This is a genomic window from Methylobacterium endophyticum, from assembly GCF_050591105.1.
Classification (GTDB): domain Bacteria; phylum Pseudomonadota; class Alphaproteobacteria; order Rhizobiales; family Beijerinckiaceae; genus Methylobacterium.
Map to the genome: position 1 here is coordinate 92,887 of NZ_JBNHES010000014.1, position 23,964 is coordinate 116,850.

The window sequence follows — 23,964 nt, forward strand, 5'->3', positions numbered from 1 at the left end:
GCCGACACCCGTCTCCGACACTCTAGAACGGCTCTGGGCCGCGACGGGCCACGTCGCGCGACATCCGGGCCGAGACGCAAGGGACGGAGTCCGTGACGCGCAAGAGCCGCCGCCTGATCCTGATCGCCTGCTGCGGCGCGGTCCTCGCGGTGGCGGTCGGCCTGATCCTCTCGGCGATGAGCGGCTCCATCGTGTTCTTCCGCTCGCCCACCGAGGTGGCCCAGGGCATCCCGCCCGGCACCCGCTTCCGCATCGGCGGCCTGGTGAAGGAGGGCTCCCTCCAGCGGAGCGCAGACCAGCGGGTCGCCTTCGCGGTGACGGACACCAACGCCACCGTGAATGTCGAGTATCGCGGCCTGCTGCCGGACCTCTTCCGCGAGGGCCAGGGCGTCGTCGCCGAGGGCGTGCTGGAGCCGGGCGGCCTCTTCCGGGCCGATACGGTGCTCGCCAAGCACGACGAGAAGTACATGCCGCGCGAGGTCGCCGACGCGCTGAAGGCGCAGGGGCGCTGGCAGGAAGGCTCGGACGCCTCCAAGGCGGCGCAGCCGTCCGGCCAAGCATCCGGCCAAGGCGCGCTGGGACCGCGCAGCGAACGATGACGCCACGCTCGGGACAGCCCACCGCAGCGGGATCGGGAAAGGACTAGCGTGCTCGTCGAGGTCGGCCATTTCTCGCTGGCGCTGGCGCTGGCGCTCTCCCTCGTCCAGGCGGTGATGCCGGCCTGGGCGGCCCGCTCGGGCGATGCCGCGCTCCGGCAGGTGGCGACGCCGGCCGCGCTCGGTGCCTTCGGCTGCGTGCTCTTCGCCTTCGCGGCGCTGACCTACGCCCACGCCACCTCGGACTTCTCCGTCCTCAACGTGGTCGAGAACTCGCACACCACGAAGCCCTTCATCTACAAGCTGTCGGGCGTGTGGGGGAACCATGAGGGCTCGATGCTCCTCTGGGTGCTCATCCTCACCCTGTTCGGAGCGCTGGTCGCCGTCTCGCGCCACTCGGTGCCGCCGGTGCTGAGGGCGAACGTGCTCTCCGCGCAGGGGCTCGTCACCTTCGTCTTCGTGCTGTTCATCATCACCGCCTCGAACCCGTTCAACCGCGTCATGCCGGCGCCGGTCGAGGGCAACGACCTCAATCCCCTGCTCCAGGACCCCGGTCTCGCGATCCATCCGCCGCTGCTCTACATCGGCTATGTCGGCTTCTCGATCACCTTCGCCTTCGCCGTCGCGGCGCTGATCGACGGGCGCATCGACGCGGTCTGGGCGCGCGCGGTGCGGCCCTGGACGCTGATCGCCTGGAGCTTCCTGACGCTCGGCATCGCGATGGGCTCCTACTGGGCCTATTACGAGCTCGGATGGGGCGGCTGGTGGTTCTGGGACCCGGTCGAGAACGCCTCGCTGATGCCCTGGATCGCGGGCACGGCGCTTCTGCACTCCACCATCGTCATGGAGAAGCGCGACGCCCTCAAGGTCTGGACGGTGCTGCTCGCGATCCTGACCTTCTCGCTCTCGCTGCTCGGCACCTTCATCGTTCGTTCCGGGCTTCTGACCTCGGTGCACACCTTTGCCAGCGACCCGACGCGCGGCGTCTTCATCCTGGGCATCCTGGTCTTCTTCATCGGCGGGTCGCTGACGCTCTTCGCCTGGAGGGCGCCGATGCTGCGCCAGGGCGGCCTGTTCGCGCCGATCTCGCGGGAAGGCGCGCTCGTCCTCAACAACCTCTTCCTCGTGGCCGCCTGCGCCACGGTGCTCGTCGGCACGCTCTACCCGCTGCTGCTCGAGATGCTGACCGGCGAGAAGATCTCGGTGGGCCCGCCCTTCTTCAACGCCACCTTCGTGCCGCTCGCCGTGCCGCTGCTCCTCATCGTCCCCTTCGGGCAGACGCTGGCCTGGAAGCGCGGCGACGTGCTGGCCGCCGCCCAGCGGCTGTTCGCGGCGCTGGCGCTGGCGCTGGTCCTCGGGCTCGGCGTGCTCGCCTATACCTGGGGCGGTCCCGTGCTGGCCCCCGTCGGGATCGGCCTCGGCGCCTATCTCGTCCTCGGCTCCGGGCTGGAGATCCTGTCCCGCGCGCGCGGCTACGGCGCCAGCCGCTCGCGCTCGGCGCGGGACGTCTGGCGGCGCGCCGTCGGCCTGCCGCGCTCGGCCTGGGGCACGGCGCTCGCCCATGCCGGCGTCGGCGTCGTCGTGATCGGCATCGCCGCGCAAGGGTGGGCGGCCGAGGGCATCGCCAGCCTGAAACCCGGCGAGACCCTGACCACCGGCCCCTACACGGCGACCCTCCAGCGCGTGGCGCCGCGCCCCGGCCCGAACTACGAGGAAACGGTGGCGACCCTGAAGGTGCGCAATCGCAACGGCGACGAGGTCGGCACCGTCGAGACGGGCAAGCGCTTCTATCCGAGCCGGCGGATGACCGTCACCGAATCCGGCCTGCTCACGGTCGGCGTCAGCCAGGTCTATGCCAGCCTCGGCGAGGTCCAGCCCGGCGGCGGCATCGGCCTGCGCCTCTACTACAAGCCCCTCGTGCTGCTGATCTGGCTCGGCGCGGTGGTGATGGCGATGGGCGGCGCCCTCTCGCTGACGGACCGGCGGATGCGCGTCGGCGCCCCGGCGCGGGCGCGGGCGAAGCCGCTGCCCCCGAGCGCGGTGCCCGCCGAATGACCCGCCGCCATCGCCTTGGTCTGGCCCTGCTCGCGCTCCTGCTCCTCGGCGGGCTTTCGCCGGCGCTCGCCGTCCAGCCGGACGAGGTGCTGAAGGACCCGGCCCTCGAGCATCGCGCCAGGGAGATCTCGGCGGGCCTGCGCTGCCTCGTGTGCCAGAACCAGTCCATCGACGATTCCGACGCGCCGCTGGCCCGAGACCTGCGGGTTCTCGTCCGCGAACGCCTGCTGGCCGGCGACAGCGACCGGCAGACGCAGGATTACGTCGTCGGCCGCTACGGCGAGTTCGTCCTGCTGCGTCCGGTCTTCGCCCTCCACACCCTGCTGCTCTGGCTCACGCCGGCGGTTGTGCTGCTGCTGGGCGGGTTCGGCATCTGGCGCCTCTCGCGGCGGCGGGAGGAGGTGGCCGCCCCCCTCTCGGAAACGGAGGAAGCGCAGGTTCGGACCTTGCTGCGCCGGGACTGATGCGCGCGCTCGGGATGCTCGCGCATGCACAAGCCATGCAAAGTCGTGCAGGCCGACGCGGAATAGTGCATTTGACATGCAATTCTCGCATTTGTGCGATGCGATAATCTGGCCTTCGCACTGCGGCATGCGGCGGGCATAGTGCGGTCTCCCGGTGCAACCGGCTTTCCGTACGGGCGCTCCCGGCGGACAGTAACCGCACAGGCTTTCCCATGCGCACGCTCTCTCTCCCCCTCGCCGCGGCCGCCCTTTCCCTCGCCGCCCTGACCGCCACCTCCGCCACGGAGCTGAAGCCCCTCAAGGCATCGAGCATCGACCTCGGCACCTATCGCGGCTCGGTCTATTACACCGCCGAGAAGGACGGCTACCGCGTCGTCGCCACGCTCGCTCCCCAGAACACCGGCGCCGACCAGCCGCAGGTCGTCCGCCTCGTGACCACGCTCAACGCCGACCAGACGGTGACGCTGTCCGTCCCCGGCGCCCTCGGAGCCAATGGCCGCGATACGACGATCGCCTTCTCGCGCCGCGGCAACGTGGTCGACGTCGCCTCCGCCGACCTCTCGGCCTATTGAGGAACTACGGCTGCGCTCGCCTCGGCGGGCGCATCGGCTGGATCGGCCGGCAGCGCGCGTCGAGCTTGCGCGCCGCGCCGGCCCTCGGCTATCCCGCCGCCACGGAGCCGCTTTCCGGGGATCGCCGGGCTCGACATGCCCCAAGGGAAGCCCGTGCGAACCGGGGTTCCGAGGCAGGCCCGGCATCCTCCTGCGGCATGTGACCGGGAGCGGGTCGATTTTCACGCGTATATCTTCTATCGCAATGCGGCACGCCCGATACGGATCGTCGCGCACGAGGCGCGTCGCGACGGCCTGCGCAACGATGGCAATGCTCCTGACGATTCCGACCGCACAGGCGCTGAATCCTCCCACCCCGCCGCAGGGCAGCGCGCCGGATGCAATGCCGGACACGACGGCGGCCGCGATCGACGCGCTCAGCGCGCGTCTCGAAAGCGCTCCGAGCGCCACGGCGGTGCTGGAGGCGTGGTGCGCCGAGCGCGGCATGGCGGCGGAGCCTAAGCTCGTGGCGCAGAAGGTCCACGACCTTCGCAAGCCCGCCGACGCCGCGCAGCGCGCCCGTCTCGGGATCGGACAGGACGAGCCGGTGGTCTATCGCCGGGTCCGCCTGAGCTGCGGCGCGCATGTCCTCTCGGAAGCGGACAACTGGTACGTGCCGAGCCGTCTCACGCCGGAGATGAACGCCATCCTCGCCACCACCGACATCCCGTTCGGCCGCGTGGTGAAGCCGCTCGCCCCGAGCCGCCGCAATCTCGCGATCAAGCGTATCTGGACGGGCCCGGAAGGACGGATCGCCGGAAGCGACGAGCCGCTGTTCTCCGTGGCCGCGATCCTGTCCACCGGGGCGGGCGTCCCCTTCTGCGAGGTGGTGGAGACCTACAAGGGCGCCGTGCTCGCGCGCGGCCCCCGCTAGATCTCTCGCCGGGCAGCGAACCGCTCTCGAGCCCCCACCGCCGGCGATAAGCCCACATCCGACCCGCGTGGCACGCCGGAACGGCCGCGCCACTCTGTCACGCGGACGGGTTGCCGGGGACCGTGCCCGAACGATAATCCAGATATCGCATGATGTCCGAAAACGGACACGCACGGGAAGGATAGACGCCCATGTCGAAGACTCGCATCCTCGCGCTCGGTTTCTGCACTCTGCTTCTCACAGGGCTGCCGGCGCTCGCCCAGAAGGGCGGCAACCCGAGCGGCGTCTGGTTGACCCAGACGGGGGATTCGAAGGTGCGCCTCTCGCCTTGCGGCGGCGGCTATTGCGGCGTCATCGTCAGCACCTCGGGCAAGGGCGTCGACGAGAAGAACCCCGACCCGGCCTTGCGCAGCCGCAGCGTCGTCGGCGTGCAGATCGTCAACGCGTCGACCGCCAGCGGCGACGGCTACGAGGGCACGCTCTACAATCCCAAGGATGGAAAGACCTATTCGGGATCGCTCAAGATGACCGGCCCGGCCACCGTCGAGGTGTCGGGCTGCGTCATGGGCGTCTTCTGCAAGCGCCAGACCTGGAAGCGGGTGAACTGACGGCCCGTCAGGCCGTCCCTTCCAGCGCCTGCACGATGGCGTCGAGGGCGGCCTGTGCGCCGCCGCCCTCGGGGCCGCCGGCCTGGGCCATGTCCCGGCGTCCGCCGCCGCCCTTGCCGCCGAGATGGCCGGCCCCCGCGCGCACCAGCGCGACCGCATCGTAGCGCCCCGTCAGATCCTCGGTGACGCCGACCACGAGGCCGGCCTTGCCGTCCGCGCCGACCCCGACGATGGCGACGATGCCGGAACCGAGGCGGGTCTTGCCCTCGTCGGCGAGGCTCTTGAGGTCGCGCATCTCGACGCCCTCGACCACGCGCGCCATCAGCTTGATGCCCGCGACCTCGCGGGGCGCGTCCTCGCCGCCCGCGCCGCCGCCCATGGCGAGCTTGCGGCGGACATCCGACAACTCCCGCTCCAGCCGCCGGCGGTCTTCGATCAGGCCGGCGAGCCGCTCCGGCGCGTCCGCCACGGGCGCCTTGAGGAGGCCGGCGATCGACTGGAGCGTCCGGCTTTCCTCGGCCCGGTGGCGGCGCGCCGCGTCCGCCGTCATCGCCTCGATGCGGCGCACGCCCGCCGCCACGGCGCTGTCGCCGAGGATCGAGATCACGCCGATATCGCCGGTGCGGACCGCATGGGTGCCGCCGCAGAGCTCCACCGAGAAGCTCGGCAGCCGCCCGTGCTCGATCTCGGCACCCGAGGCATCGACCGGCCGGCCCATGGAGACGACGCGCACCTCGTCGCCGTATTTCTCGCCGAAGAGGGCGCGGGCGCCGGATTCGATCGCCTCGTCCACGGCCATGAGCTTGGTCACCACCGGCGCGTTCTGGAGAAGCACGGCGTTGGCGATATCCTCCACCCGGCGAAGCTCCGCCTCCTCGATGGGCTTGGGGTGGCTGATGTCGAAGCGCAGGCGCTCGGGCGAGACCAGCGAGCCCTTCTGCGCGACATGGTCGCCGAGCACCTGCCTCAGGGCCTCGTGCAGCAGGTGGGTGGCGGAGTGGTTGGCGCGGATGGCGGCGCGGCGGGTGTGGTCGACCGTCAGCTCGGCCGCTTGTCCGGCGGCCAGCCGGCCTTCGTCCACGCTGACATGGTGGACGAAGAGATCGCCGAGCTTCTTCTCGGTGGCTGTCACGCGCGCCTTCAGCCCCGCGGCCGAGATCGTTCCGGTATCGCCGACCTGACCGCCGGACTCGGCGTAGAACGGTGTCTGGTTGAAAAGCACGAGGCCGCTGGTGCCGGCCTCCAGGGCCTCCACCTCGGCGCCCTCGCGCAGGCAGGCGGTGGCGATCCCCTCCGCTTCCTCCGTCTCGTAGCCAAGGAACTCCGTGGCGCCGACGCGCTCGCGGATACCGAACCAGACCGTCTCGGTGGCGGCCTCGCCGGAGCCGGTCCAGGCCGCGCGCGCCGCTTTGCGCTGGCGTTCCATCGCGGTGGAGAAGGCGTCCGTATCGACCCCAATGCCGCGCGCCTTCAGCGCGTCCTGCGTCAGGTCGAGGGGGAAGCCGTAGGTGTCGTAGAGGGTGAAGGCCGTCTCGCCCGAGAGGTTCTGGCCCGCCGACAGCCCGCTCGTCTCCGCCTCCAGGATCGCCAGACCGCGCTCCAGCGTGCGCCGGAAGCGCGTTTCTTCGAGCCGCATGGTCTCGGCGATCAGGCTCTCGGCGCGGACGAGCTCGGGGTAGGCGCGTCCCATCTCGCGCACCAGGGTCGGCACGAGGCGGAACATCATCGGTTCGCGGGCGCCGAGCAGCTCGGCGTGGCGCATGGCGCGCCGCATGATCCGGCGCAGCACGTAGCCGCGCCCCTCGTTGCCCGGCAACACCCCGTCGGCGATCAGGAAGGAGCAGGCCCGCAGGTGATCGGCGATGACCCGGTAGGAGGCGACCGTGGCGGGCTCCGGCGGGCGCCCGACCGCATGGGCGACGGCGTCGATGAGCGCGCGGAACAGATCCGTGTCGTAGTTGCTGGTGACGCCTTGCAGGATGGCTGCCATGCGCTCGAGGCCCATGCCGGTATCGATGGACGGCCGCGGCAGGGCCAGGCGCCTGCCGGGCTCGACCTGCTCGTACTGCATGAAGACGAGGTTCCAGAATTCCAGGAAGCGGTCGCCGTCCTCGTCGGGCGAGCCGGGCGGGCCTCCCTGGAGGGCCGGACCCTGGTCGATGAAGATCTCGGAGCAGGGACCGCAGGGGCCGGTGTCGCCCATCTGCCAGAAATTGTCCGAGGTGCCGATGCGGATGATCCGGCCGTCCTCGAACCCGGCGATCTTCTTCCAGAGCGTCGCCGCCTCGTCGTCGTCGGCATAGACCGTCACCAGGAGACGCTCCGGCGAAAGGCCGAATTCCTTGGTGATCAGGGTCCAGGCGAGGTCGATGGCCTCGGCCTTGAAATAGTCGCCGAAGGAGAAATTCCCCAGCATCTCGAAGAAGGTGTGATGACGCGCCGTGTAGCCGACATTGTCGAGGTCGTTGTGCTTGCCGCCGGCGCGGACGCATTTCTGGGCCGTGGTCGCCCGCGTGTAGGGCCGCTTCTCGACGCCGGTGAAGACGTTCTTGAACTGCACCATGCCGGCGTTGGTGAACATCAGCGTCGGGTCGTTCTTCGGCACCAGCGACGAGGACGATACCGGCGTATGGCCCCGGCCCGAGAAGTAGTCGAGGAAGGTGGACCGGATCTCGTTGACGCCGCTCATCGAACCGACTCGTGTGTCGCCTCGCCGGAGAGGACCGGGAAGGCAGGTCAGGGCGCTGCCGGAAAAGCCCGGCCGCACGCCTCGCCCTCTTAAGGAGCGGCGCGCCGCAAGTCACCCGTGGTTTCTCGCGGGCTGCCGTCCTCGAACCGCGAACGGCGGAAGAGCCCAAGAAAAAGCCGCCGCGAACGACCGATCCGCGGCGGCTTCGGCATCCAACGGTGCGGAACGCCTACGCCTCGCCCTCGTCGAGATCGTCGGCCGTCGGCTTGGCGGTCTCGAGGATGCGGTCGGCGACAACGCCGGAGTTCTGACGGATGGCCGCCTCGATCTTATTGGCGATGTCGGGGTTGTCGCGCAGGAAGCCCTTGGCGTTCTCGCGGCCCTGGCCGAGGCGCTGGCTGGCATGGGAGAACCAGGCGCCCGACTTCTCGACGATGCCGGCCTTGACGCCAAGATCGATCAGCTCGCCGACCTTTGAGATGCCCTCGCCGAACATGATGTCGAACTCGACCTGCTTGAAGGGCGGCGCGACCTTGTTCTTCACCACCTTGACGCGGACCTGGTTGCCGATCGGGTCGTCCCGGTCCTTCAGGGTCGAGATGCGGCGGATGTCGAGACGGACGGAAGCGTAGAACTTCAGCGCGTTGCCGCCAGAAGTTGTTTCCGGACTGCCATAAGAAATGCCGATCTTATGGCGGATCTGGTTAATAAAGATGACCATGCATTTCGAGCGCGAGATCGAGCCGGTGAGCTTGCGCAGGGCCTGGCTCATCAGCCGGGCCTGGAGGCCGGGCTGACTTTCACCCATTTCACCATCAATCTCGGCCCGTGGCGTCAGGGCCGCCACCGAATCAATAACGAGCACGTCGATGGCGCCGGAGCGCACCAGCGTGTCGGTGATCTCGAGAGCCTGCTCGCCGGTATCGGGCTGCGAGATCAGGAGATCATCGAGATTGACGCCGAGCTTCCTCGCATAGACCGGATCGAGCGCGTGCTCGGCGTCCACGAAGGCGCAGACGCCGCCCTTCTTCTGGGCCTCGGCGATGGTGTGGAGCGCGAGCGTGGTCTTGCCGGAGGATTCCGGCCCGTAGACCTCGACGACGCGCCCGCGCGGCAGGCCGCCGACACCGAGCGCGATGTCGAGCCCGAGGGAGCCCGTCGAGACCGTCTCGACCTCGGCGACCTTGTCGTTCTTGCCCAGCCTCATGATCGAGCCTTTGCCGAAGGCGCGCTCGATCTGAGACAAAGCGGCGTCGATCGCCTTCGCCTTGTCTTTGTCCATGCTCGGAAATTCCACCACTCTCGATGCGGACTGAGCCATTTGCGGGCGATCCTTATGCATGGCACGGGCGCCGTTCTCAATGCGCCCTCGGACCCCGATCATGTACCTTTTTTGTTCTCATGACGCAAGGCAGCGTTCGATAAATGTTCCGCCTTGAGAGGGGCGGTCCGCGACGGACCGCCTCCTCAGACAGACATGGTCTGCTTCACCGTCTCGAAGAGCTGCTTGAGGCTGAAGGGCTTGGGCAGGAAGTTGAAGGTCTCGCCCTCGGGCAGGTTCTTGCGGAAGGCGTCCTCGGCGTAACCGGAGACGAAGATCACCTTGAGGTCCGGTTGATGCTTGCGGATCTCGCGCAGCAGGGTCGGACCGTCCATCTCGGGCATCACGACGTCCGAGACCACGAGATCGATTACATGCCGCCCCTCGCTGACGATGCGCAGCGCCTCGAGACCGGAGGCCGCCTCCAGCACCGTGTAGCCCCGCCCCGAGAGCGCGCGGGAGTTGACGGCGCGGACCGGATCCTCGTCCTCCACCAGCAGGATGGTGCCCTGCCCCGTATGGTCGGCGGAGGGCTTGCGCGATTCGGCCTTCGCCGCCACGGGCGCCGGCGGGGCGGCATCTTGGGAGTCGGGAGCGGGAAGCGACGCGACGGCGCCCGGATCGGGCGCGATCCGGCCGGCGGGCGGCGCGATCGCAACCGGCTCGACGACCGGCACGTGGCGCGGCAGGTAGATGCGGAAGGCCGTGCCCTCCCCGAGCGTCGACTGCACGTCGACGGTGCCGCCGCTCTGCTTGACGATGCCGAACACCGTCGAGAGGCCCAGGCCCGTGCCCTTGCCGATCTCCTTGGTGGTGAAGAACGGCTCGAAGATCTTCTCCATGATCTCGGGCGGAATGCCCTCGCCGGTGTCGAGCACCTCGATGAGGACGTGATCGCCCTTGGGCGGGCCGCCGCGGCCGTCGGGGGCCGCCTCGGCTCCCGGATCGGGCACGTTGGCGGTGCGCAGCAGCAGGCGGCCGCCTTCCGGCATGGCGTCGCGCGCGTTGACCGCGAGGTTCACGATCACCTGCTCGAACTGGTTGACGTCGGCCTTCACAGGCCAGATCTCGCGGCCGTGCTTGAGCTCGAGATCGACGCGCTCGCCGAGGAGGCGCTTGAGCAGCAGGGTCAGCTCCGAGAGCGCCTCGCCGACATCCATCACCTCGGGGCGCAGGGTCTGACGGCGCGAGAAGGCGAGGAGCTGGCGCACCAGCCCCGCCGCCCGGTTCGCGTTCTGCTTGATTTGCATGATGTCCTGGAAGGCGGGATCGGAGGCCTTCCGGCTCGCGAGCAGCAGGTCGGAATAGCCGATGATCGCCTGGAGGACGTTGTTGAAGTCGTGCGCGATGCCGCCGGCGAGCTGGCCGACGGTGTCCATCTTCTGGGCCTGGGCGACCTGCTGCTCGAGCTGGCGCTGGGCGGTGGTGTCGAGGGCGTAGAGGATGATGCGCTCGCGGTCGGATCCCGCCTGCCCCTCGCCGGGACCGGCACCCTCGGCGCCCGCCGGGCTGAGCCAGACCCGCGCCGAGCGGTTGCCGGTCCCTTTCAGCGCGACCTCGATGGGCTGGGTCTCGCCGATGCCCTTGGCGGCGCGGGCGAGCGCCGCGTCGAGGCCTGCGCGGTCGCGCTCGATCACCGCCTCGCTCATGGCGGGCACGAGGGCGGAATCGGCGCTCGCCTGGTCGACGACCTGGCGCGGCATGGTGCCGAACAGGCGTCCGAACGAGGCGTTGGCCCGCCCGATCTGGCCGGCCGAATCGAGGGTGGCGATGGCGATGGGCGAGTTGTTCAGAAATCGCGCCAGCCTGACCTCCGCCGCGCGCTGGGGCTCGTCGAAATCGGCGCCGGCCGAGCGGTTGATGACGAAGGTGCGCGAGGGGCCGGGCTTGCCGTCCTTGCCGAAGGCGACGCGGTGGTAGAGCCGGGCCGGCAGCGAGAGGCCGTTGCGGCGGCGCAGGTCGAGATCGAGGCGGTCGGTCCTGACCTCGCCGGGCTGGCCGGCGGCGCCGATGATGTGCTCGGAACCCGGCGCGATCTCGGAGAGATGCGGGCCGCCCGGCCCCACGGTGGCGAGGTCGTAGCCGAGCCAGGAGGCCAGCGTCGCATTCATGTAGACGATGGCGCCGGCCGGATCGATGGAGAGGAAGCCGGCGGGCGCGTGGTCGAGATAGTCGATCGCGTGCTGGAGCTCCTGGAAGACGTTCTCCTGGCGCTCGCGCTCGTGGGTGATGTCGGAGACCGTCCACAGGGTGGCGGCCCGGCGCGGCCGGGCGAGCGGACGCACCGAGATGCGGTACCAGGCGAAGTCGCGGTCGGGGCGGCCGCCGGGGGGCGGCGACATCCGCACCTCCTCGGTATGGCTGCGGGCGTCGCGCGCGCCTTGGGCGAGGCGGTAGATCGCCTCAGACACCTCCGGCGAGCCGACGAAGATGCGCTCCACCGAGCGCAGGTTCGAGAAGGTGTCGCCGCCCGCGATGGTGAGATACGCCTCGTTGGCATAGATCAGCCGGCCGCCGTCCTCCATCACCACCGCCGCGTCGGGCGCGGCGTCGACGATGGCCTTGGTGATGTCGTCGCGCGCGCCCTGCCCGCTGAGCTGGATCGCGCCGATGGCCAGCGCGAACAGGAAGAACACCCCGGCCATGGCCAGCAGCGCCAGCAGCCAGACGATGATCGACTGCGCCTGCTCGTTGGCGACGAAGGACAGGCCGATGGCCGCTCCCACGAGCAGCCCCGCCAGGACGAGCAGCAGCCCGACCCTGCCCGGACGCTCGGAACGGTCGATCGAGCCCGTGACGGGAGCCGCGGGTCCCAAGAGGTCAGCCATTACGGTCAGCCATCCGGCTCAATCCACGCTCCGGCATCTCCCGATGCCTCACTCCTCGTCTCGACATCGCCCATAACGCGGAAGGAAGAGTGGATAAACCGTGCTCTTCCCGACGCTTTCGGGCAAGGCGTCATGCCGCCCTGCGGCGCAGGCGCATGACGAATCCGATCACCTCGGCCACCGCCCGGTAGTGCTCGGCCGGGATGGGCTGGTCGATCTCGACCGTCGCGTGGAGCGCGCGGGCGAGCGGCGGGTTCTCCAGAACCGGCACCTCGTGCTCGGTGGCGAGCGCCCGGATGCGGAAGGCGAGGCTGTCGACGCCCTTGGCGACGCAGACCGGGGCGGCCATGCCGGCCTCGTAGCGCAGCGCCACGGCGTAGTGGGTCGGGTTGGTGATGACGACGGTGGCGGTGGGCACGGCGGCCATCATGCGTTTGCGCACGCGCTGGGCCCGCAACTGCTTCATGCGGCCCTTCACCTCGGGGTTGCCGTCCTGCTCCTTCATCTCCTGCTTCATCTCCTCCTTGGACATGCGCAGGCGCTGGCGCCAGCGGTAGCGCTGGTAGAGCGCGTCGGCGAGCGTGATGACCAGGAAGATGCAGAGCACCGCGCCGAGCAGCTTCAGGGCAAGGCCGAGCACGGCGGGGAAGAACGCGGACGGATCGAGCCGGACGAAGACCTCCAGGCGGTCGCGGTCGGCCCACAGGACGGTACCGACGACGACGCCGACCACCGCCATCTTCGCGAGCCCCTTGCCGAACTGGACGAAGGCCTCCATCCCGAAGAGGCGCTTAAACCCGGCCATGGGCGAGATGCGATCGAACTTCAGCCCGAGCGTCTCGGTGGTGAAGACGAGGGGATGCTGAAGGAAGCCGGCGGCCAGCGTCGCCGCCGCGGTCATGCCGGCGGGGATCGCCAGGGCCTTCAGCCAGATCATGACCCCGCGCGTGCCGGCCTCGCTGAAGCCGTGGGCGTCCCCCGGCACCGCGTGGAGATTGGCGAGATAGCCGCGCAGGTCGAAGAGAAGCCCGTGCGCGATCGGCCCGGCGGCGAGCAGCAGCCCGAGGGTGAAGGCGCCCAGGATGAAGAAGGTGTTGATCTCCTGGGAGTTGGCGACGTCGCCGCGCTCGATCGCCTGGTCGAGGCGCCGCTGGGTCGGTTCTTCGGTCTTGTCTTCCTGTTCCGCGCCCTCGGCCATGGCTCAGGCTCCGGTAACGGGGTCGAGCGCCCCGCAGCGCCCCGCCGCCCATGCGGCGGACGGCCCCTCGGAAGAGGGACCACCGGGAAGAATCATCTCCCGGTGAACTCTGCGAGGTAGCGCCCGAGATCGTCCAGGAAGACGCCCATCATCACGCCGAGCGAGCCGAACAGGATCATCATGCCGATGAGGATCGAGGCCGGCACGCCGACGAAGAAGACCTGAAGCGAGGGCATCAGCCGCGAGAGCACCCCGAGCCCGAGATTGAACAGGATGCCGAAGGCGATGAAGGGCGAGGCGATCTGCACGGCGAGCGTGAAGCCGCGCCCCACCGCCTTGAGTGCCAGCATCGCCGCCTCGCCCATGCCGGGCACGGCGCTCGGCGGCAGCACCGCGTAGCTGCGCGAGATCGCGTCGATGGCCAGGTGATGCAGGTCGGCGGCGAGGATCAGCGTGATCCCGAGCAGCGACAGGAAGTTGCCCACCGCCGCCTGCTGGCCGCCCTGCGTCGGGTCGACGGTCATGGCGTAGGAGAGCCCGAGCGCCTGCGAGATCAGGAGCCCCGCCGTCTGCAAGGCGGCGAGCACCATGCGCACGGTCAGCCCGAGCACGAGCCCGGTCAGCGTCTCCCCGAAGAGCAGCGCGATCAGCACCGGCGAGCCCGGCCCGGCCCCCGCCGTCGGCAGCAGCGGGCGGACCATCGGAAACAGCACCAGCGAGACCAGCAGCGCGAAGGCGAGCCGCATGCGGATGGAGACGAGCTGCTCGCCCAAGCCCGGCATCAGCATGATGAGCGTGCCCACCCGCGCGAAGGTCAGCAGGTAGGCCGCCGCGATGCCGGGAAGCAGCAGGTTCATGCGGGTCCATCGTCGTGCGCTCCTCGATTGAAGAGCGGCCCGCCGCATGGGCGGCGGCGCACGGTCGTGCCGGCACCCTAGCAGCGGACCGGCGGCCCGTCTCAGCCACCCGTGGCGATCCGCGCGGCGATGCGGGTCATGTAGCCGGCCAGCGCGTCGGCCATGAAGGGCATCGTGATCAGCAGCGTGGCGAAGACGGCGACGATCTTCGGCACGTAGATCAGGGTCTGCTCCTGCACCTGCGTCAGGGCCTGGAGCAGCGACACCGCGACGCCCACAGTGAGCGCCACCAGCATCAGCGGCCCGGAGACCTTGAGGAAGACGAAGATCCCGTCGCGGGCGACGTCGAGGATGGCGAGGCCGGTCATCGGCTTGGGTTTCCGAAAGGGCGGGGACTGGAGCGGAAGGAGTGCGAGGCAACGCGTAACCGGCTCATCGAGCCGTCCGCCGAACCTCATGGGTCGTGACCCATGAGACGAGGGACTAAATCTGCATGCGCATGATGTCCTCGTAGGCCGAGATCATGCGGTCGCGCACGGCGACGAGGGTCTGGAGCGCGGTCTCGCTCTCGGCCACCGCCGTGACGACGTCGACGACGTTGGCCTTGCCGCCGGCCACCGCGAGCGCCTGGGCGTCGGCCTTGCGGCCGGCATCGCCCACCGAATCCAGCGCCTGCCCGAGGAGCGAGGAGAAGTCGCCCCCAGCGCCCTGCATGGGCTGCACCTTCGGCACGCCCTTGAGGCCGCCGATGCCCTGGACGGCGGCGTAGGCGCCCGCCGCGAAGTTGCTCGTCGCCATGGCGCTGGCCCCCTTACTTCAGGATTTCGAGGGTGCGCGAGATCATCTTGCGCGTGGTGGTGATCATGTTGAGGTTCGCCTCGTAGGAGCGCTGCGCCTCACGCATGTCCATGTTCTCGATGAGCGAATTCACGTTCGGCATCCGCACCTCGCCCTTGGCGTTGGCGGCGGGGTTGCCGGGATCGTACTTGGTGCGGAAGGCCGACTGGTCGCGCCGCACCCGGCCGGTCTCGACGAGCGTGGCGCCGGTCTCGGCGTCGACATGCTGGCCGAAGGTCGGGATCTTGCGCCGATAGGGCTCGGCGGTGGGGGAGGTCGGGGCCGAATCCGCGTTGGCGATGTTCTCGGCGATGACGCGCATGCGGCCGGACTGGGCCTTCAGCCCCGCGGCGGCGACGGTGAGGGATTTCATGAAGTCCATGGCGCGCGCTCCGTTTCCTCAGGGGTCAGCGCTTGCCGACGGCGATCTTCAGGGCGTCGAGGCTCTTCTGGTAGAGCGAGGCGGCGAGCTGATAGTCGGCCTGGTTGTCGCCGGCCTTCATCATCTCCTCCTCGAGATTCACGCCGTTGCCGCTGGGGCGGATCTCGAAGCCCTTCACCCGGCGCGGATCGGCGCCGCCCTCGCCGCCGGCGGGGGCGATGTGCCCGGCGCTGGTGCGCGCCAGCGCGACGCCGCCATTGCCCACCGCCTCTCCCGTCTTCCGGTCGAAGGCCGGCGCGGCGAGGTCGCGCGGCTTGAAGCCCGGCAGGTCGGCGTTGGCGACGTTCTCCGAGATCAGCTTCTGGCGCGTCTGATGCCACTGCATCTTGGTGCGCAGCATGCTCAGGATGGGGAGGTCTGTGACGGCCACGGCCTTGGCGCCCCTGAACGGAGGCCGCGCGAGGACAGGCCGGCGGCCGGCAAAATCTGCCGGGTTCATGGTTAACGCCGGGTTAAGGTCTTCGGCTTTCGGCTGGAGGCGGAGAGGCCGTTAACGAAGTCTTAAGGTTTACCGCACGCCGCACGGCGGAGGGTGATACTGTGGGGTCGCGCGTTGTGTTGGGGCTCGCACCCTTAAAAAACGAGAGATCCCGGCCTTGTCTTCGTTCTTCGGCTCGGACGGCTCCTTCGTCCTCCAGTTCGCGGTCATCTTCGTCGTGATCCTGGCGGTGCTCACCGCCGGCGTGCTGCTCGTGAGGCGCTTCGGCGGCGGGGGCGGCCTCTCGGCCAAGCCCGGCCAGCGCGCCCGCCAGCCGCGCCTGGGCATCGTCGACGTGTACGAGCTCGACCGGCAGCGCCAGCTCATCCTGCTGCGGCGCGACAACGTCGAGCATCTGCTCCTCGTCGGCGGCCCCAACGACGTGGTCATCGAACGCAACATCCAGCGCGGCCAGCGCCTGCCCGAGACGGTGCTGCGCGAGGAGCGCGCGCCGGAGCCCGCCCCCGAGATCGAGGCGCGCCGGCCCGAACCGCAGCTGTTCGAGGAGGTTCCGCCGACCTTCGAGATGCCCGCCGTGGTCGCCGCCCCGGTGCCGGGCTCGATCCTGCCGCCCCCGAGCCGCCATCCGCTGACGGAGGCCGACCTCCCGCCCGAGCCCCGCGACGGCCGCGAGCCGGAACCGCCCGTTCAGGAAGCGCCCGCGCCGGTGTCCCCTCCCCCGCCGGCCCCCGCGCCGGAGCCGCGCGGGCGCTTCCTGCGCCGCTCGACGCCGCCCCTCGTCAACCCGAAACCCGATGTCGCCTCGGAGCGCGTCCGCTCGGAGCCGACCTTCACCATCGCCACGCCGCTTTCCGCCGAGGCCGATCCGGCGCCTCCCGTGCCCCCGCCCGTCACCCCCCCGATCCAACGCGCGGTCGATGCCGCGATCCTGTCCGACATGGCCCGCCAGCTCGAGATCGCCCTGGCCCGCCCTGCCTCCGCCGTGACCCCGCCGCCGGGCGCGGCAAAGCCGGTGCCGGCACCCGTGGAGCCTCCGGCGCCGCAGCCGGCGCCGCCCGAGCCGCCGGCCCAGGTCCCGGCGCAGGCCGTCGATCCCGTCGCCGCGGCGATGTCCGGCCCCCCGCAGGACTTGCTCCCGCATGACCTGCCGGCGCAGGAGGACGCCGCCGAGGCGCTCTTCGAGGAGATCGTGCCCGTCGAGGAGATCTCGCCGCCGCCCGTGGCCGCTCATCCGGTCCCCCAGCCTGTCGTGCCGGAACCGTCGCCGGCACAGGCCGAAACGGAGGCTCCCGCCGCGCAGGACGAGGTCGCCGAGTCCCCGCCCGCGCCGGCGCGGGACGAGCCCGCCGATCGGGCGTCCCCCCCTGCGGAGAGCGCCCATCCGGTCGCCGCCGAGCCCAAGGAGGCTCGGACGGAGGCGCTCAAGCCGAAGCCCGCGCCCAATCCCTTCTCGGTGGAGGAGATCGAGGCGGAGTTCGCGCGGCTCCTCGGCCGACCCCTGGACAAGCGGAACTGAGCGACCGGCCTCAGACGCCGCCGCGCGCTGTCTCCGGCATCAGGGCGACCGCGATCAGGCTGACGAGGGCGGCGAGCCCGAGATAGGCGCCGACGAAAGCGATGCCGCCCCACTCCGCCAGCGACTGCGCCAGATAGGGCGCGCCGGACGCGCCCAGGATGCCGGCGAGGTTGTAGGTCAGCGAGGCGCCGGTGTAGCGCACGCGGGTCGGGAACAGCTCCGGCAGCAGGGCGCCCATCGGCCCGAACAGCCAGCCCATCGCCGCGAGCCCGAGGCAGAGGAAGCCGAGCACCAGTTCGGGCCGGCCCGAGCCGAGCATCGGGCCGAGCGCGAGACCGAGCAGCATCGTCGCCACGAGACCGGAGATCAGCACGGGCTTGCGCCCGAACCGGTCCGCCGCCGCCCCCGAGAGCGGGATGCCGATCCCCATGAACAGGATCGCGACGCATTCGAAGAGGAGGAAGGTCGGGCGGTCGTAGCCGAGCCGGCCCGTCCCGTAGCCGAGCGCGAAGACGGTGGAGAGGTAGAACACCGCGTAGCAGGCCACCATCGCCAGCGTGCCGAGCAGGGTCGCGCGGCCATGCTCGGACAGCACCGTGGCGAGCGGAACCTTTTCCGGCGCCTCGCGCGCCATCGCCGCCGCGAACAGCGGCGTCTCGGTGAGCCGCAGCCGGACATAGAGCCCGACCCCGACGAGCGCCGCCGAGGCCAGGAACGGCACCCGCCAGCCCCAGGCGAAGAAGCTCTCGGGGGAGAGCCCGAGGCTCAGACCGAGGAAGCAGAGATTGGCGCAGAGGAAGCCGACCGGCGCGCCGAGCTGCGGGAAGATGCCGTACCAGGCGCGCCGGCCCGGCGGCGCGTTCTCAACCGCCAGCAACGCCGCCCCGCCCCACTCGCCGCCGAAGCCGAGCCCCTGGCCGAATCGGAGCAGGCAGAGCGCGGCCGGCGCGAACCAGCCGGCGATGGCATAGGTCGGCAGGCAGCCGATCAGCACCGTCGAGACGCCCATGATCATCAGCGAGGCGACGAGGGTCGCCTTGCGCCCGATGCGGTCGCCGAAATGCCCGAACAGCGCCGCCCCGATGGGACGGGCGACGAAGGCGATGGCGAAGGTGGCGAAGGCGCTGAGGAGCTGCACCCCCGGTTCGCCGGGCGGGAAGAAGGCCGGCCCGAGCACCAGCGCGGCGGCGGTGGCGTAGACGTAGAAATCGTAGAACTCGATCGCCGTGCCGACGAAGCTCGCCGCGAGGATGCGGCCGGCGGAGGTCTTCGGGGCGGTCATGGGCGCTCGAACGGATGCCGGCGCCGTGAGCGGCACCGCAAACGGCCCTGCTCGGGCGTCGCCGCCGCCCCGTCAAGGCGGAATCCGTGCGATTGCGCCTGCCTTCGCGCCGCCCAGCCTAATTTTTATGCATGCCGCCGCGCCGCCCAGCGACGATGCAGTCCGCCGATACGGCCGCGCGCGATCGAACGGCGCGACGGGAGGTGGCACGGAACCTGCTCACGGAGCCGTGTTCGCCAAGGACGACGAACGACCTCCGACAGCAGCGCCGCTGATCGCCGCCCCATTCGCCGACGCCCCCGTGCGGTTCGCGCGCATCGGCGGTCCGCATGCGTTTGGACGGCAAACGGTTTCGAAGAGGCAGGATCGGACATCCATGCAAAACGGTGAGCACAACACCCGGCGCGACCTCCTGAAGGGAGCCGCCGCGGCCCTGTCGCTGACGGCGGCCTCGCGGCTGGCGCTGCCCGGTGGCGCCTTCGCGCAAGGCGCGGGCCCGGAAGTGACCGGGGCGAAGCTCGGCTTCATCGCGCTCACCGATGCCGGGCCGCTCTTCGTGGCCAAGGAGAAGGGCATCTTCGCCAAGTACGGCATGCCCGATGTCGAGGTGCTGAAGCAGGCCTCCTGGGGCACCACGCGCGACAACCTGGTGCTCGGCTCCGAGGGCAACGGCATCGACGGCGCCCATATCCTGACGCCGATGCCCTACCTGATCTCCGCCGGCCGGGTGACGCAGAACAACGTGCCGACGCCCATGTACATCATGGCCCGGCTCAACCTGAACGGGCAGTGCATCTCCGTCGGCAAGGAGTACATGCCCGACAAGATCGCGCTCGACACCAAGCCCTTCAAGGCGGCTCTGGAGAAGAAGAAGGCCTCCGGCAAGGCCGTGAAGGCGGCGATGACCTTCCCCGGCGGCACCCACGACCTCTGGATCCGCTATTGGCTCGCGGCCGGCGGCATCGACCCCGACAAGGACATCGAGACCATCGTGGTGCCGCCCGCCCAGATGGTGGCGAACATGAAGGTCGGCACGATGGACTGCTTCTGCGTCTGCGAGCCGTGGAACGCGCAGCTCATCAACCAGGGCATCGGCTACACGGCGCTGACCACGGGCGAACTCTGGAAGGACCATCCCGAAAAGGCCTTCGCCATGCGCGCGGCCTGGGTCGACAAGTATCCGAAGGCCGCCAAAGCGCTGCTCATGGCGGTGATGGAAGCCCAGCAATGGTGCGAGAAGCCCGAGAACCGGGAGGAGCTCGCCGGCATCGTCGCCAAGCGTCAGTGGATCAACGTTCCGGTGGCCGACGTCATCGACCGGATGAAGGGCCGGTTCGACTACGGCGACGGCCGTATCGTCGAGAACAGCCCGGTGATGATGAAGTACTGGGCCGACAACGCCTCCTATCCCTATCAGAGCCACGATCTCTGGTTCCTGACCGAGGACATCCGCTGGGGCAAGTTCGACGCGCAGACGGATACCAAGGCGCTGATCGGCAAGGTCAACCGCGAGGATCTCTGGCGCGACGCGGCGAAGTCCCTCGGCGTCGCCTCGATCCCGACCAGTACCTCGCGCGGCAAGGAGACGATGTTCGACGGGAAGGTCTTCGACCCCGCCGATCCGGCCGCCTACCTCGCCAGCCTCGGCATCAAGAAGGTCTCGTGATGGCTGCGAGCTCGACCATCGACAAGGCCGCCCTCGGCGCGAATGCCCGCGGCGCGGCGGCCCCGGCCGTGCGCCGTTCCTTCGTGACCATGAAGGGCGTGAAGAGCGTCGCGGCCCGCGTCGTACCGCCGATCGTGGTGCTCGCGGCCTTCCTGCTGTTCTGGCAGATCGCCTGCTCGCGCCCCGGCGCGGGCCTGCCGCCGCCCACGCGCGTAGTGAGCGATGCCTGGGACATCATCGCCCATCCGTTCTTCGACAACGGCGGCACCGACAAGGGCCTGTTCTGGCACATCGCCGCGAGCATCCAGCGCGTTCTCTTCGGCTTCTCGCTGGCGGTTGTGGCGGGGGTGCTGCTCGGCACCCTCGTCGGCCAGTCGGATTGGGCCATGCGCGGGCTCGACCCGATCTTCCAGGTGCTGCGCACGATCCCGCCGCTCGCCTGGCTGCCGCTCTCGCTCGCGGCGTTCCGCGACGGCCAGCCCTCGGCGATCTTCGTGATCTTCATCACCTCGATCTGGCCGATCATCATCAACACGGCGGTGGGCATCCGCAACATCCCGCAGGATTACCGCAACGTCGCCGCCGTGATCCGGCTGAACCCGATCGAGTTCTTCCTGAAGGTGATGCTCCCGGCGGCCGCCCCCTACATCTTCACGGGCCTGAGGATCGGCGTCGGCCTGTCCTGGCTCGCCATCGTCGCGGCCGAGATGCTGATCGGCGGCGTCGGGATCGGGTTCTTCATCTGGGACGCCTGGAATTCCTCCCATATCAGCGAGATCATCGTGGCGCTCGTCTATGTGGGCGTGATCGGCTTCATCCTCGACCGTCTGGTGGCCGGGCTCGGACGCCTCGTTACCCGCGGCACCAGCGCGGCCTGAGGGAGAGCACCATGACCAAGGCTCAGGCCCATCTCGACCTCTCGCAGGTCGGCATCAGCTTCACCCGCGGCGGCACCACCACGGAGGTGCTGCGCGACGTGAACCTGAAGATATCCAAGGGCGAGTTCGTCTCGATCATCGGCCATTCCGGCTGCGGCAAGTCGACCGTGCTCAACATCGTCGCCGGCCTGCTGAAGGCCTCGACGGGCGTCGTGCTGCTCGACGGCAAGGAGGTGTCGAGCCCTGGCCCCGAACGGGCCGTGGTCTTCCAGAACCACTCCCTGCTGCCCTGGCTGACGGTGCGCGAGAACGTGGCGCTCGCAGTCGACAAGGTGCTCGCCAAGAAGAAGTCCAAGGCCGAGCGCGCGGCCTGGATCGAGCACAACCTGTCCCTCGTGAACATGACGCACGCCGCCGACAAGCGCCCGAACGAGATCTCGGGCGGCATGAAGCAGCGCGTCGGCATCGCCCGCGCGCTCGCCATGGAGCCCACCGTGCTCCTCATGGACGAGCCCTTCGGGGCGTTGGACGCCCTGACCCGCGCCCATCTCCAGGATCAGCTCATGGAGATCCAGGTGCGGCTGAGGAACACCGTCATCATGATCACCCATGACGTAGACGAGGCGGTGCTCCTCTCCGACCGCATCGTGATGATGACGAACGGCCCCTCCGCCACCATCGGCGAGATCCTGCCCGTGCCGCTGGAGCGCCCGCGCCGCCGCCTCGACCTCGTGGAGGACAAGACCTACGTCCACTGCCGGGCGGAGGTGCTGGAGTTCCTCTACGCCCGCCACGCCAAGCCGGCGCTCGCCGCCTGAGGCCATCGGCCCTCTCCCCGTCCGCGCATTCGGGCGGGGAGGACAAAATCTCAGTCGACGATCTGGCGGGCCTCTTCCGGCAGCATGATCGGGATGCCGTCGCGGATCGGGTAGGCGAGCTTCGCCGAGCGGCTGATCAGCTCCTGGCGCGCCGCGTCGTAGTCGAGCGTCTCCTTGGTCAGCGGACAGACCAGCAGCTCGAGGAGCTTGGGGTCGACGCGGGTCGCCTCGACGGGAGCGGGAAGATCGTCGGCCATGGGGGCTTTGGTCCTTGGCGGGCTATTGCAGGGTCGGCTCGGAGCCGCTGGAACGCACCAACTCCATTTCCGTCACCGCGATCAAGACCTCCGCCCGCGTCTTCAGGTCGGGAGCCTCCAGCATGGCCTGCTTCTCGCGCACGCCGAAGGGGCTCATCATGCAGAGCGCGTTGACCAGCGCCTCGTTCGGCGCCTCCTCGATACCGGCCCAATCGACCTTGAGATCGTTCGAGTCGACGAAGTCGCGCAGCGCCTTGAGCACGCCCTCGCGGTCGACGCCCTCCTCCCCGGCGCGCGGCTCGAAATCCTTGAGGAAGGCGTCGTAGGAGACCTGGCAGCGCCGATAGGCGGTGGTGGTGGCGAGCTCGCTCTCCACGCGGAAGCGCGCGACGCCGGTCAGCGAGATCAGGTAGCGGCCGTCCCCCGTCTCGGCGAACTGCGTGATCCGGCCGGCGCAGCCCACCCGGTAGAGGCGCGGCGCCATGGGCGGGCCACCGCCCTCGGCGTCCGGCTGGATCATCCCGATGATGCGCTCGCCCCGGATGGCGTCGTCGATCATGGCGAGATAGCGCGGCTCGAAGATGTTGAGGGGCATCTGGCCGCGCGGCAGCAGCAGCGCGCCGGGCAGCGGGAAGACCGGGATCACGGCGGGGCAATCGGCCGGGCCCTTGTAGCCCGCATGCGTCGTCATGGCGTCTCCCCTGCGGCCCGTCCCGGCCGCGCCCGGCCTTTTAGGCGAACAGAAGCGTCGAGAGCTTCCGGCGTCCCCGGATCGCGTCGGGATCCATCGTGCCCCAGGCCTCGAAGAAGGTCAGGAGCTGCTTACGGGCCCCGTCGTCGTTCCAGGCGCGGTCGCGCTTGCGGATCTCGATGAGGTGATCGACGGCCTTCTCGCGATCGCCGCGCGCGGCGAGCCCGAGCGCGAGATCGAAGCGGGCCTGATGGTCGTCGGGGTCCTTCGCGACCTGCTCCTCCAGCCCGGCGAGATCGCCCAGCGAGGCGGCCTGCTCGGCGAGGTCCAGGGCGGCGCGGATGCCGGCGAGCGCCGGATCGTTCGCCTTGGACTCCGGCACCATGGCGAGGATCTGCCGCGCGTTCTCGACCTCGCCGGCATCGAGCTGGATCTTGGCGAGCCCCGCCAGCGCCGCGACGTTGTCAGGCTCCTGGCCGAGCACGGCGGCGTAGAGCTCCGAGGCGCCCGCGAGGTCGCCCTGTTCGAGGGCGGCGGCGGCCTCGGCCATCACCTGGTCGATCTCGCTCGGCCCGCTCAGCCGCTCCACGAACGCCTTGAGCTGCGCCTCCGGCAGCGCGCCGACGAACACGTCCACCGGCCGACCCTGGTCGATGGCGACGACGGCGGGCACCGAATCGAGCTGGAGCTGCTGGCCGATCTGGCTCCAGACCGCCGGATGCTCGTCGACGTTCATGCGCACCAGCGCGACCCGGCCGCCGGCGCCCCGCACGACCTTCTCCAGCCCGGCGAGGAGCTGCTTGCACTGGGGAGAGCGCGGCGACCAGAACGCCACCACCACGGGCAGCCTGAGGGAGGCCTCGACCACGTCCTGCCGGAAGCTCGCGGTGGTCGCGTCCTTGATGACGGCGGCGGCAGCGCCCTGAGTGGCGGTCGCTGGAGCGTCGTTCAGCATTCTGTCCTCGCGGCAACGGCCGGTACGAAAAACGGGCGCGCGGATGCGTCGGCAAACCGCGCCGTCTACATGGTGCCTGACG

General features: G+C 69.9%; 23 protein-coding genes. 10 read left to right on the forward strand and 13 right to left on the reverse strand.

The features are described from left to right. Positions 1 to 92 precede the first annotated feature (92 nt). The 6 genes from ccmE to ACP56T_RS15885 all read left to right on the forward strand — a co-directional run bounded on the left by ccmE (position 93) and on the right by ACP56T_RS15885 (position 5,208). Positions 93 to 599: a cytochrome c maturation protein CcmE gene (gene ccmE, locus ACP56T_RS15860; RefSeq protein ID WP_430913104.1), complete on the forward strand. Its 507-nt coding sequence runs from the start codon at positions 93 to 95 to the stop codon at positions 597 to 599. 48 nt (positions 600 to 647) lie between these two features. Beyond that, positions 648 to 2,651, forward strand: coding sequence for a heme lyase CcmF/NrfE family subunit (locus ACP56T_RS15865; protein ID WP_430913105.1), 2,004 nt, complete (start codon positions 648 to 650; stop codon positions 2,649 to 2,651). Further along, positions 2,648 to 3,115, forward strand: coding sequence for a cytochrome c-type biogenesis protein (locus tag ACP56T_RS15870; protein ID WP_430913106.1), 468 nt, complete (start codon positions 2,648 to 2,650; stop codon positions 3,113 to 3,115). Before ACP56T_RS15865 ends, ACP56T_RS15870 begins: the two co-directional genes overlap by 4 nt. Positions 3,116 to 3,327: 212 nt before the next feature. Beyond that, on the forward strand, positions 3,328 to 3,687 hold the full coding sequence (locus tag ACP56T_RS15875; RefSeq protein ID WP_430913107.1) for a hypothetical protein: 360 nt from the start codon (positions 3,328 to 3,330) through the stop codon (positions 3,685 to 3,687). 382 nt (positions 3,688 to 4,069) lie between these two features. Next, positions 4,070 to 4,600 (forward strand): hypothetical protein, encoded by a 531-nt coding sequence (locus ACP56T_RS15880; RefSeq protein ID WP_430913108.1) that lies wholly within the window; start codon positions 4,070 to 4,072, stop codon positions 4,598 to 4,600. A 191-nt stretch (positions 4,601 to 4,791) separates the two neighbouring features. Next, a complete protein-coding gene (locus ACP56T_RS15885; RefSeq protein WP_430913109.1) occupies positions 4,792 to 5,208 on the forward strand; it encodes a DUF2147 domain-containing protein in 417 nt (138 codons plus the stop codon). A gap of 7 nt (positions 5,209 to 5,215) precedes the next feature. Here ACP56T_RS15885 and alaS read toward each other — a convergent pair whose 3' ends face one another. The 9 genes from alaS to flgB all read right to left on the reverse strand — a co-directional run bounded on the left by alaS (position 5,216) and on the right by flgB (position 15,750). After that, the gene (alaS, locus tag ACP56T_RS15890) at positions 5,216 to 7,897 is read right to left on the reverse strand and encodes an alanine--tRNA ligase (RefSeq protein WP_430913110.1); all 2,682 of its coding nucleotides are present in this window, start codon (positions 7,895 to 7,897) and stop codon (positions 5,216 to 5,218) included. Positions 7,898 to 8,126: 229 nt separating this feature from the next. Next, positions 8,127 to 9,218, reverse strand: a complete 1,092-nt coding sequence (recA, locus tag ACP56T_RS15895) for a recombinase RecA (protein ID WP_430913111.1) — start codon at positions 9,216 to 9,218, stop codon at positions 8,127 to 8,129. 146 nt (positions 9,219 to 9,364) lie between these two features. Next, positions 9,365 to 12,046 carry a cell cycle histidine kinase CckA gene (cckA, locus tag ACP56T_RS15900; RefSeq protein ID WP_430913112.1) on the reverse strand — a complete coding sequence of 894 codons (2,682 nt, stop codon included), beginning with the start codon at positions 12,044 to 12,046 and terminating at the stop codon, positions 9,365 to 9,367. 130 nt (positions 12,047 to 12,176) lie between these two features. After that, complete coding sequence (gene flhB / locus ACP56T_RS15905) at positions 12,177 to 13,244, reverse strand: flagellar biosynthesis protein FlhB (protein ID WP_430913113.1); 1,068 nt, start codon at positions 13,242 to 13,244, stop codon at positions 12,177 to 12,179. A gap of 92 nt (positions 13,245 to 13,336) precedes the next feature. Next, entirely contained in the window at positions 13,337 to 14,101 is a 765-nt protein-coding gene (fliR, locus tag ACP56T_RS15910) for a flagellar biosynthetic protein FliR (RefSeq protein ID WP_430913114.1), read from the reverse strand. A 101-nt stretch (positions 14,102 to 14,202) separates the two neighbouring features. Next, entirely contained in the window at positions 14,203 to 14,469 is a 267-nt protein-coding gene (gene fliQ, locus ACP56T_RS15915; protein WP_430913115.1) for a flagellar biosynthesis protein FliQ, read from the reverse strand. Between the two features lie 115 nt (positions 14,470 to 14,584). Next, the gene (gene fliE, locus ACP56T_RS15920) at positions 14,585 to 14,899 is read right to left on the reverse strand and encodes a flagellar hook-basal body complex protein FliE (protein ID WP_430913116.1); all 315 of its coding nucleotides are present in this window, start codon (positions 14,897 to 14,899) and stop codon (positions 14,585 to 14,587) included. A 13-nt stretch (positions 14,900 to 14,912) separates the two neighbouring features. After that, positions 14,913 to 15,320, reverse strand: coding sequence for a flagellar basal body rod protein FlgC (flgC, locus tag ACP56T_RS15925; RefSeq protein ID WP_430913117.1), 408 nt, complete (start codon positions 15,318 to 15,320; stop codon positions 14,913 to 14,915). A 25-nt stretch (positions 15,321 to 15,345) separates the two neighbouring features. Next, a complete protein-coding gene (flgB, locus tag ACP56T_RS15930) occupies positions 15,346 to 15,750 on the reverse strand; it encodes a flagellar basal body rod protein FlgB (RefSeq protein ID WP_430913118.1) in 405 nt (134 codons plus the stop codon). Positions 15,751 to 15,976: 226 nt separating this feature from the next. Between flgB and ACP56T_RS15935 the strand changes: the two genes are divergently transcribed. Next, complete coding sequence (locus ACP56T_RS15935) at positions 15,977 to 17,335, forward strand: hypothetical protein (protein ID WP_430913119.1); 1,359 nt, start codon at positions 15,977 to 15,979, stop codon at positions 17,333 to 17,335. A gap of 10 nt (positions 17,336 to 17,345) precedes the next feature. Here ACP56T_RS15935 and ACP56T_RS15940 read toward each other — a convergent pair whose 3' ends face one another. Beyond that, positions 17,346 to 18,617 (reverse strand): MFS transporter, encoded by a 1,272-nt coding sequence (locus ACP56T_RS15940; protein ID WP_430913120.1) that lies wholly within the window; start codon positions 18,615 to 18,617, stop codon positions 17,346 to 17,348. A gap of 376 nt (positions 18,618 to 18,993) precedes the next feature. On the opposite strand from ACP56T_RS15940, the gene ACP56T_RS15945 reads away from it, so the two are divergent. Genes ACP56T_RS15945 through ACP56T_RS15955 form a run of 3 tightly spaced genes read left to right on the forward strand, consistent with a single transcriptional unit; the run spans position 18,994 to position 21,979 of the window. Then, positions 18,994 to 20,283 carry a CmpA/NrtA family ABC transporter substrate-binding protein gene (locus ACP56T_RS15945; RefSeq protein ID WP_430913121.1) on the forward strand — a complete coding sequence of 430 codons (1,290 nt, stop codon included), beginning with the start codon at positions 18,994 to 18,996 and terminating at the stop codon, positions 20,281 to 20,283. Then, a complete protein-coding gene (gene ntrB / locus ACP56T_RS15950; protein WP_430913122.1) occupies positions 20,283 to 21,161 on the forward strand; it encodes a nitrate ABC transporter permease in 879 nt (292 codons plus the stop codon). Before ACP56T_RS15945 ends, ntrB begins: the two co-directional genes overlap by 1 nt. Positions 21,162 to 21,172: 11 nt before the next feature. Next, positions 21,173 to 21,979, forward strand: a complete 807-nt coding sequence (locus tag ACP56T_RS15955) for an ABC transporter ATP-binding protein (protein ID WP_430913123.1) — start codon at positions 21,173 to 21,175, stop codon at positions 21,977 to 21,979. Between the two features lie 50 nt (positions 21,980 to 22,029). Here ACP56T_RS15955 and ACP56T_RS15960 read toward each other — a convergent pair whose 3' ends face one another. The 3 genes from ACP56T_RS15960 to ACP56T_RS15970 are packed head-to-tail and all read right to left on the reverse strand — an operon-like array spanning position 22,030 to position 23,882. Continuing rightward, positions 22,030 to 22,236, reverse strand: coding sequence for a Trm112 family protein (locus ACP56T_RS15960; protein ID WP_430913124.1), 207 nt, complete (start codon positions 22,234 to 22,236; stop codon positions 22,030 to 22,032). A gap of 22 nt (positions 22,237 to 22,258) precedes the next feature. Continuing rightward, a complete protein-coding gene (locus ACP56T_RS15965) occupies positions 22,259 to 22,927 on the reverse strand; it encodes an LON peptidase substrate-binding domain-containing protein (protein ID WP_430913125.1) in 669 nt (222 codons plus the stop codon). A 40-nt stretch (positions 22,928 to 22,967) separates the two neighbouring features. Then, positions 22,968 to 23,882 (reverse strand): tetratricopeptide repeat protein, encoded by a 915-nt coding sequence (locus ACP56T_RS15970; protein WP_430913126.1) that lies wholly within the window; start codon positions 23,880 to 23,882, stop codon positions 22,968 to 22,970. Positions 23,883 to 23,964: the final 82 nt, after the last annotated feature.

Bases quoted from the DNA above. Each gene is read 5' to 3' on its own strand.
- ACP56T_RS15870 (WP_430913106.1), top strand. From the start codon at position 2,648: ATGACCCGCCGCCATCGCCTTGGTCTGGCCCTGCTCGCGCTCCTGCTC.
- ACP56T_RS15875 (WP_430913107.1), top strand. From the start codon at position 3,328: ATGCGCACGCTCTCTCTCCCCCTCGCCGCGGCCGCCCTTTCCCTCGCC.
- ACP56T_RS15880 (WP_430913108.1), top strand. From the start codon at position 4,070: ATGCCGGACACGACGGCGGCCGCGATCGACGCGCTCAGCGCGCGTCTC.
- ACP56T_RS15885 (WP_430913109.1), top strand. From the start codon at position 4,792: ATGTCGAAGACTCGCATCCTCGCGCTCGGTTTCTGCACTCTGCTTCTC.
- alaS (WP_430913110.1), bottom strand. From the start codon at position 7,897: ATGAGCGGCGTCAACGAGATCCGGTCCACCTTCCTCGACTACTTCTCG.
- recA (WP_430913111.1), bottom strand. From the start codon at position 9,218: ATGGCTCAGTCCGCATCGAGAGTGGTGGAATTTCCGAGCATGGACAAA.
- cckA (WP_430913112.1), bottom strand. From the start codon at position 12,046: ATGGCTGACCTCTTGGGACCCGCGGCTCCCGTCACGGGCTCGATCGAC.
- flhB (WP_430913113.1), bottom strand. From the start codon at position 13,244: ATGGCCGAGGGCGCGGAACAGGAAGACAAGACCGAAGAACCGACCCAG.
- fliR (WP_430913114.1), bottom strand. From the start codon at position 14,101: ATGAACCTGCTGCTTCCCGGCATCGCGGCGGCCTACCTGCTGACCTTC.
- fliQ (WP_430913115.1), bottom strand. From the start codon at position 14,469: ATGACCGGCCTCGCCATCCTCGACGTCGCCCGCGACGGGATCTTCGTC.
- fliE (WP_430913116.1), bottom strand. From the start codon at position 14,899: ATGGCGACGAGCAACTTCGCGGCGGGCGCCTACGCCGCCGTCCAGGGC.
- flgC (WP_430913117.1), bottom strand. From the start codon at position 15,320: ATGGACTTCATGAAATCCCTCACCGTCGCCGCCGCGGGGCTGAAGGCC.
- ACP56T_RS15940 (WP_430913120.1), bottom strand. From the start codon at position 18,617: ATGACCGCCCCGAAGACCTCCGCCGGCCGCATCCTCGCGGCGAGCTTC.
- ACP56T_RS15945 (WP_430913121.1), top strand. From the start codon at position 18,994: ATGCAAAACGGTGAGCACAACACCCGGCGCGACCTCCTGAAGGGAGCC.
- ntrB (WP_430913122.1), top strand. From the start codon at position 20,283: ATGGCTGCGAGCTCGACCATCGACAAGGCCGCCCTCGGCGCGAATGCC.
- ACP56T_RS15955 (WP_430913123.1), top strand. From the start codon at position 21,173: ATGACCAAGGCTCAGGCCCATCTCGACCTCTCGCAGGTCGGCATCAGC.
- ACP56T_RS15960 (WP_430913124.1), bottom strand. From the start codon at position 22,236: ATGGCCGACGATCTTCCCGCTCCCGTCGAGGCGACCCGCGTCGACCCC.
- ACP56T_RS15965 (WP_430913125.1), bottom strand. From the start codon at position 22,927: ATGACGACGCATGCGGGCTACAAGGGCCCGGCCGATTGCCCCGCCGTG.
- ACP56T_RS15970 (WP_430913126.1), bottom strand. From the start codon at position 23,882: ATGCTGAACGACGCTCCAGCGACCGCCACTCAGGGCGCTGCCGCCGCC.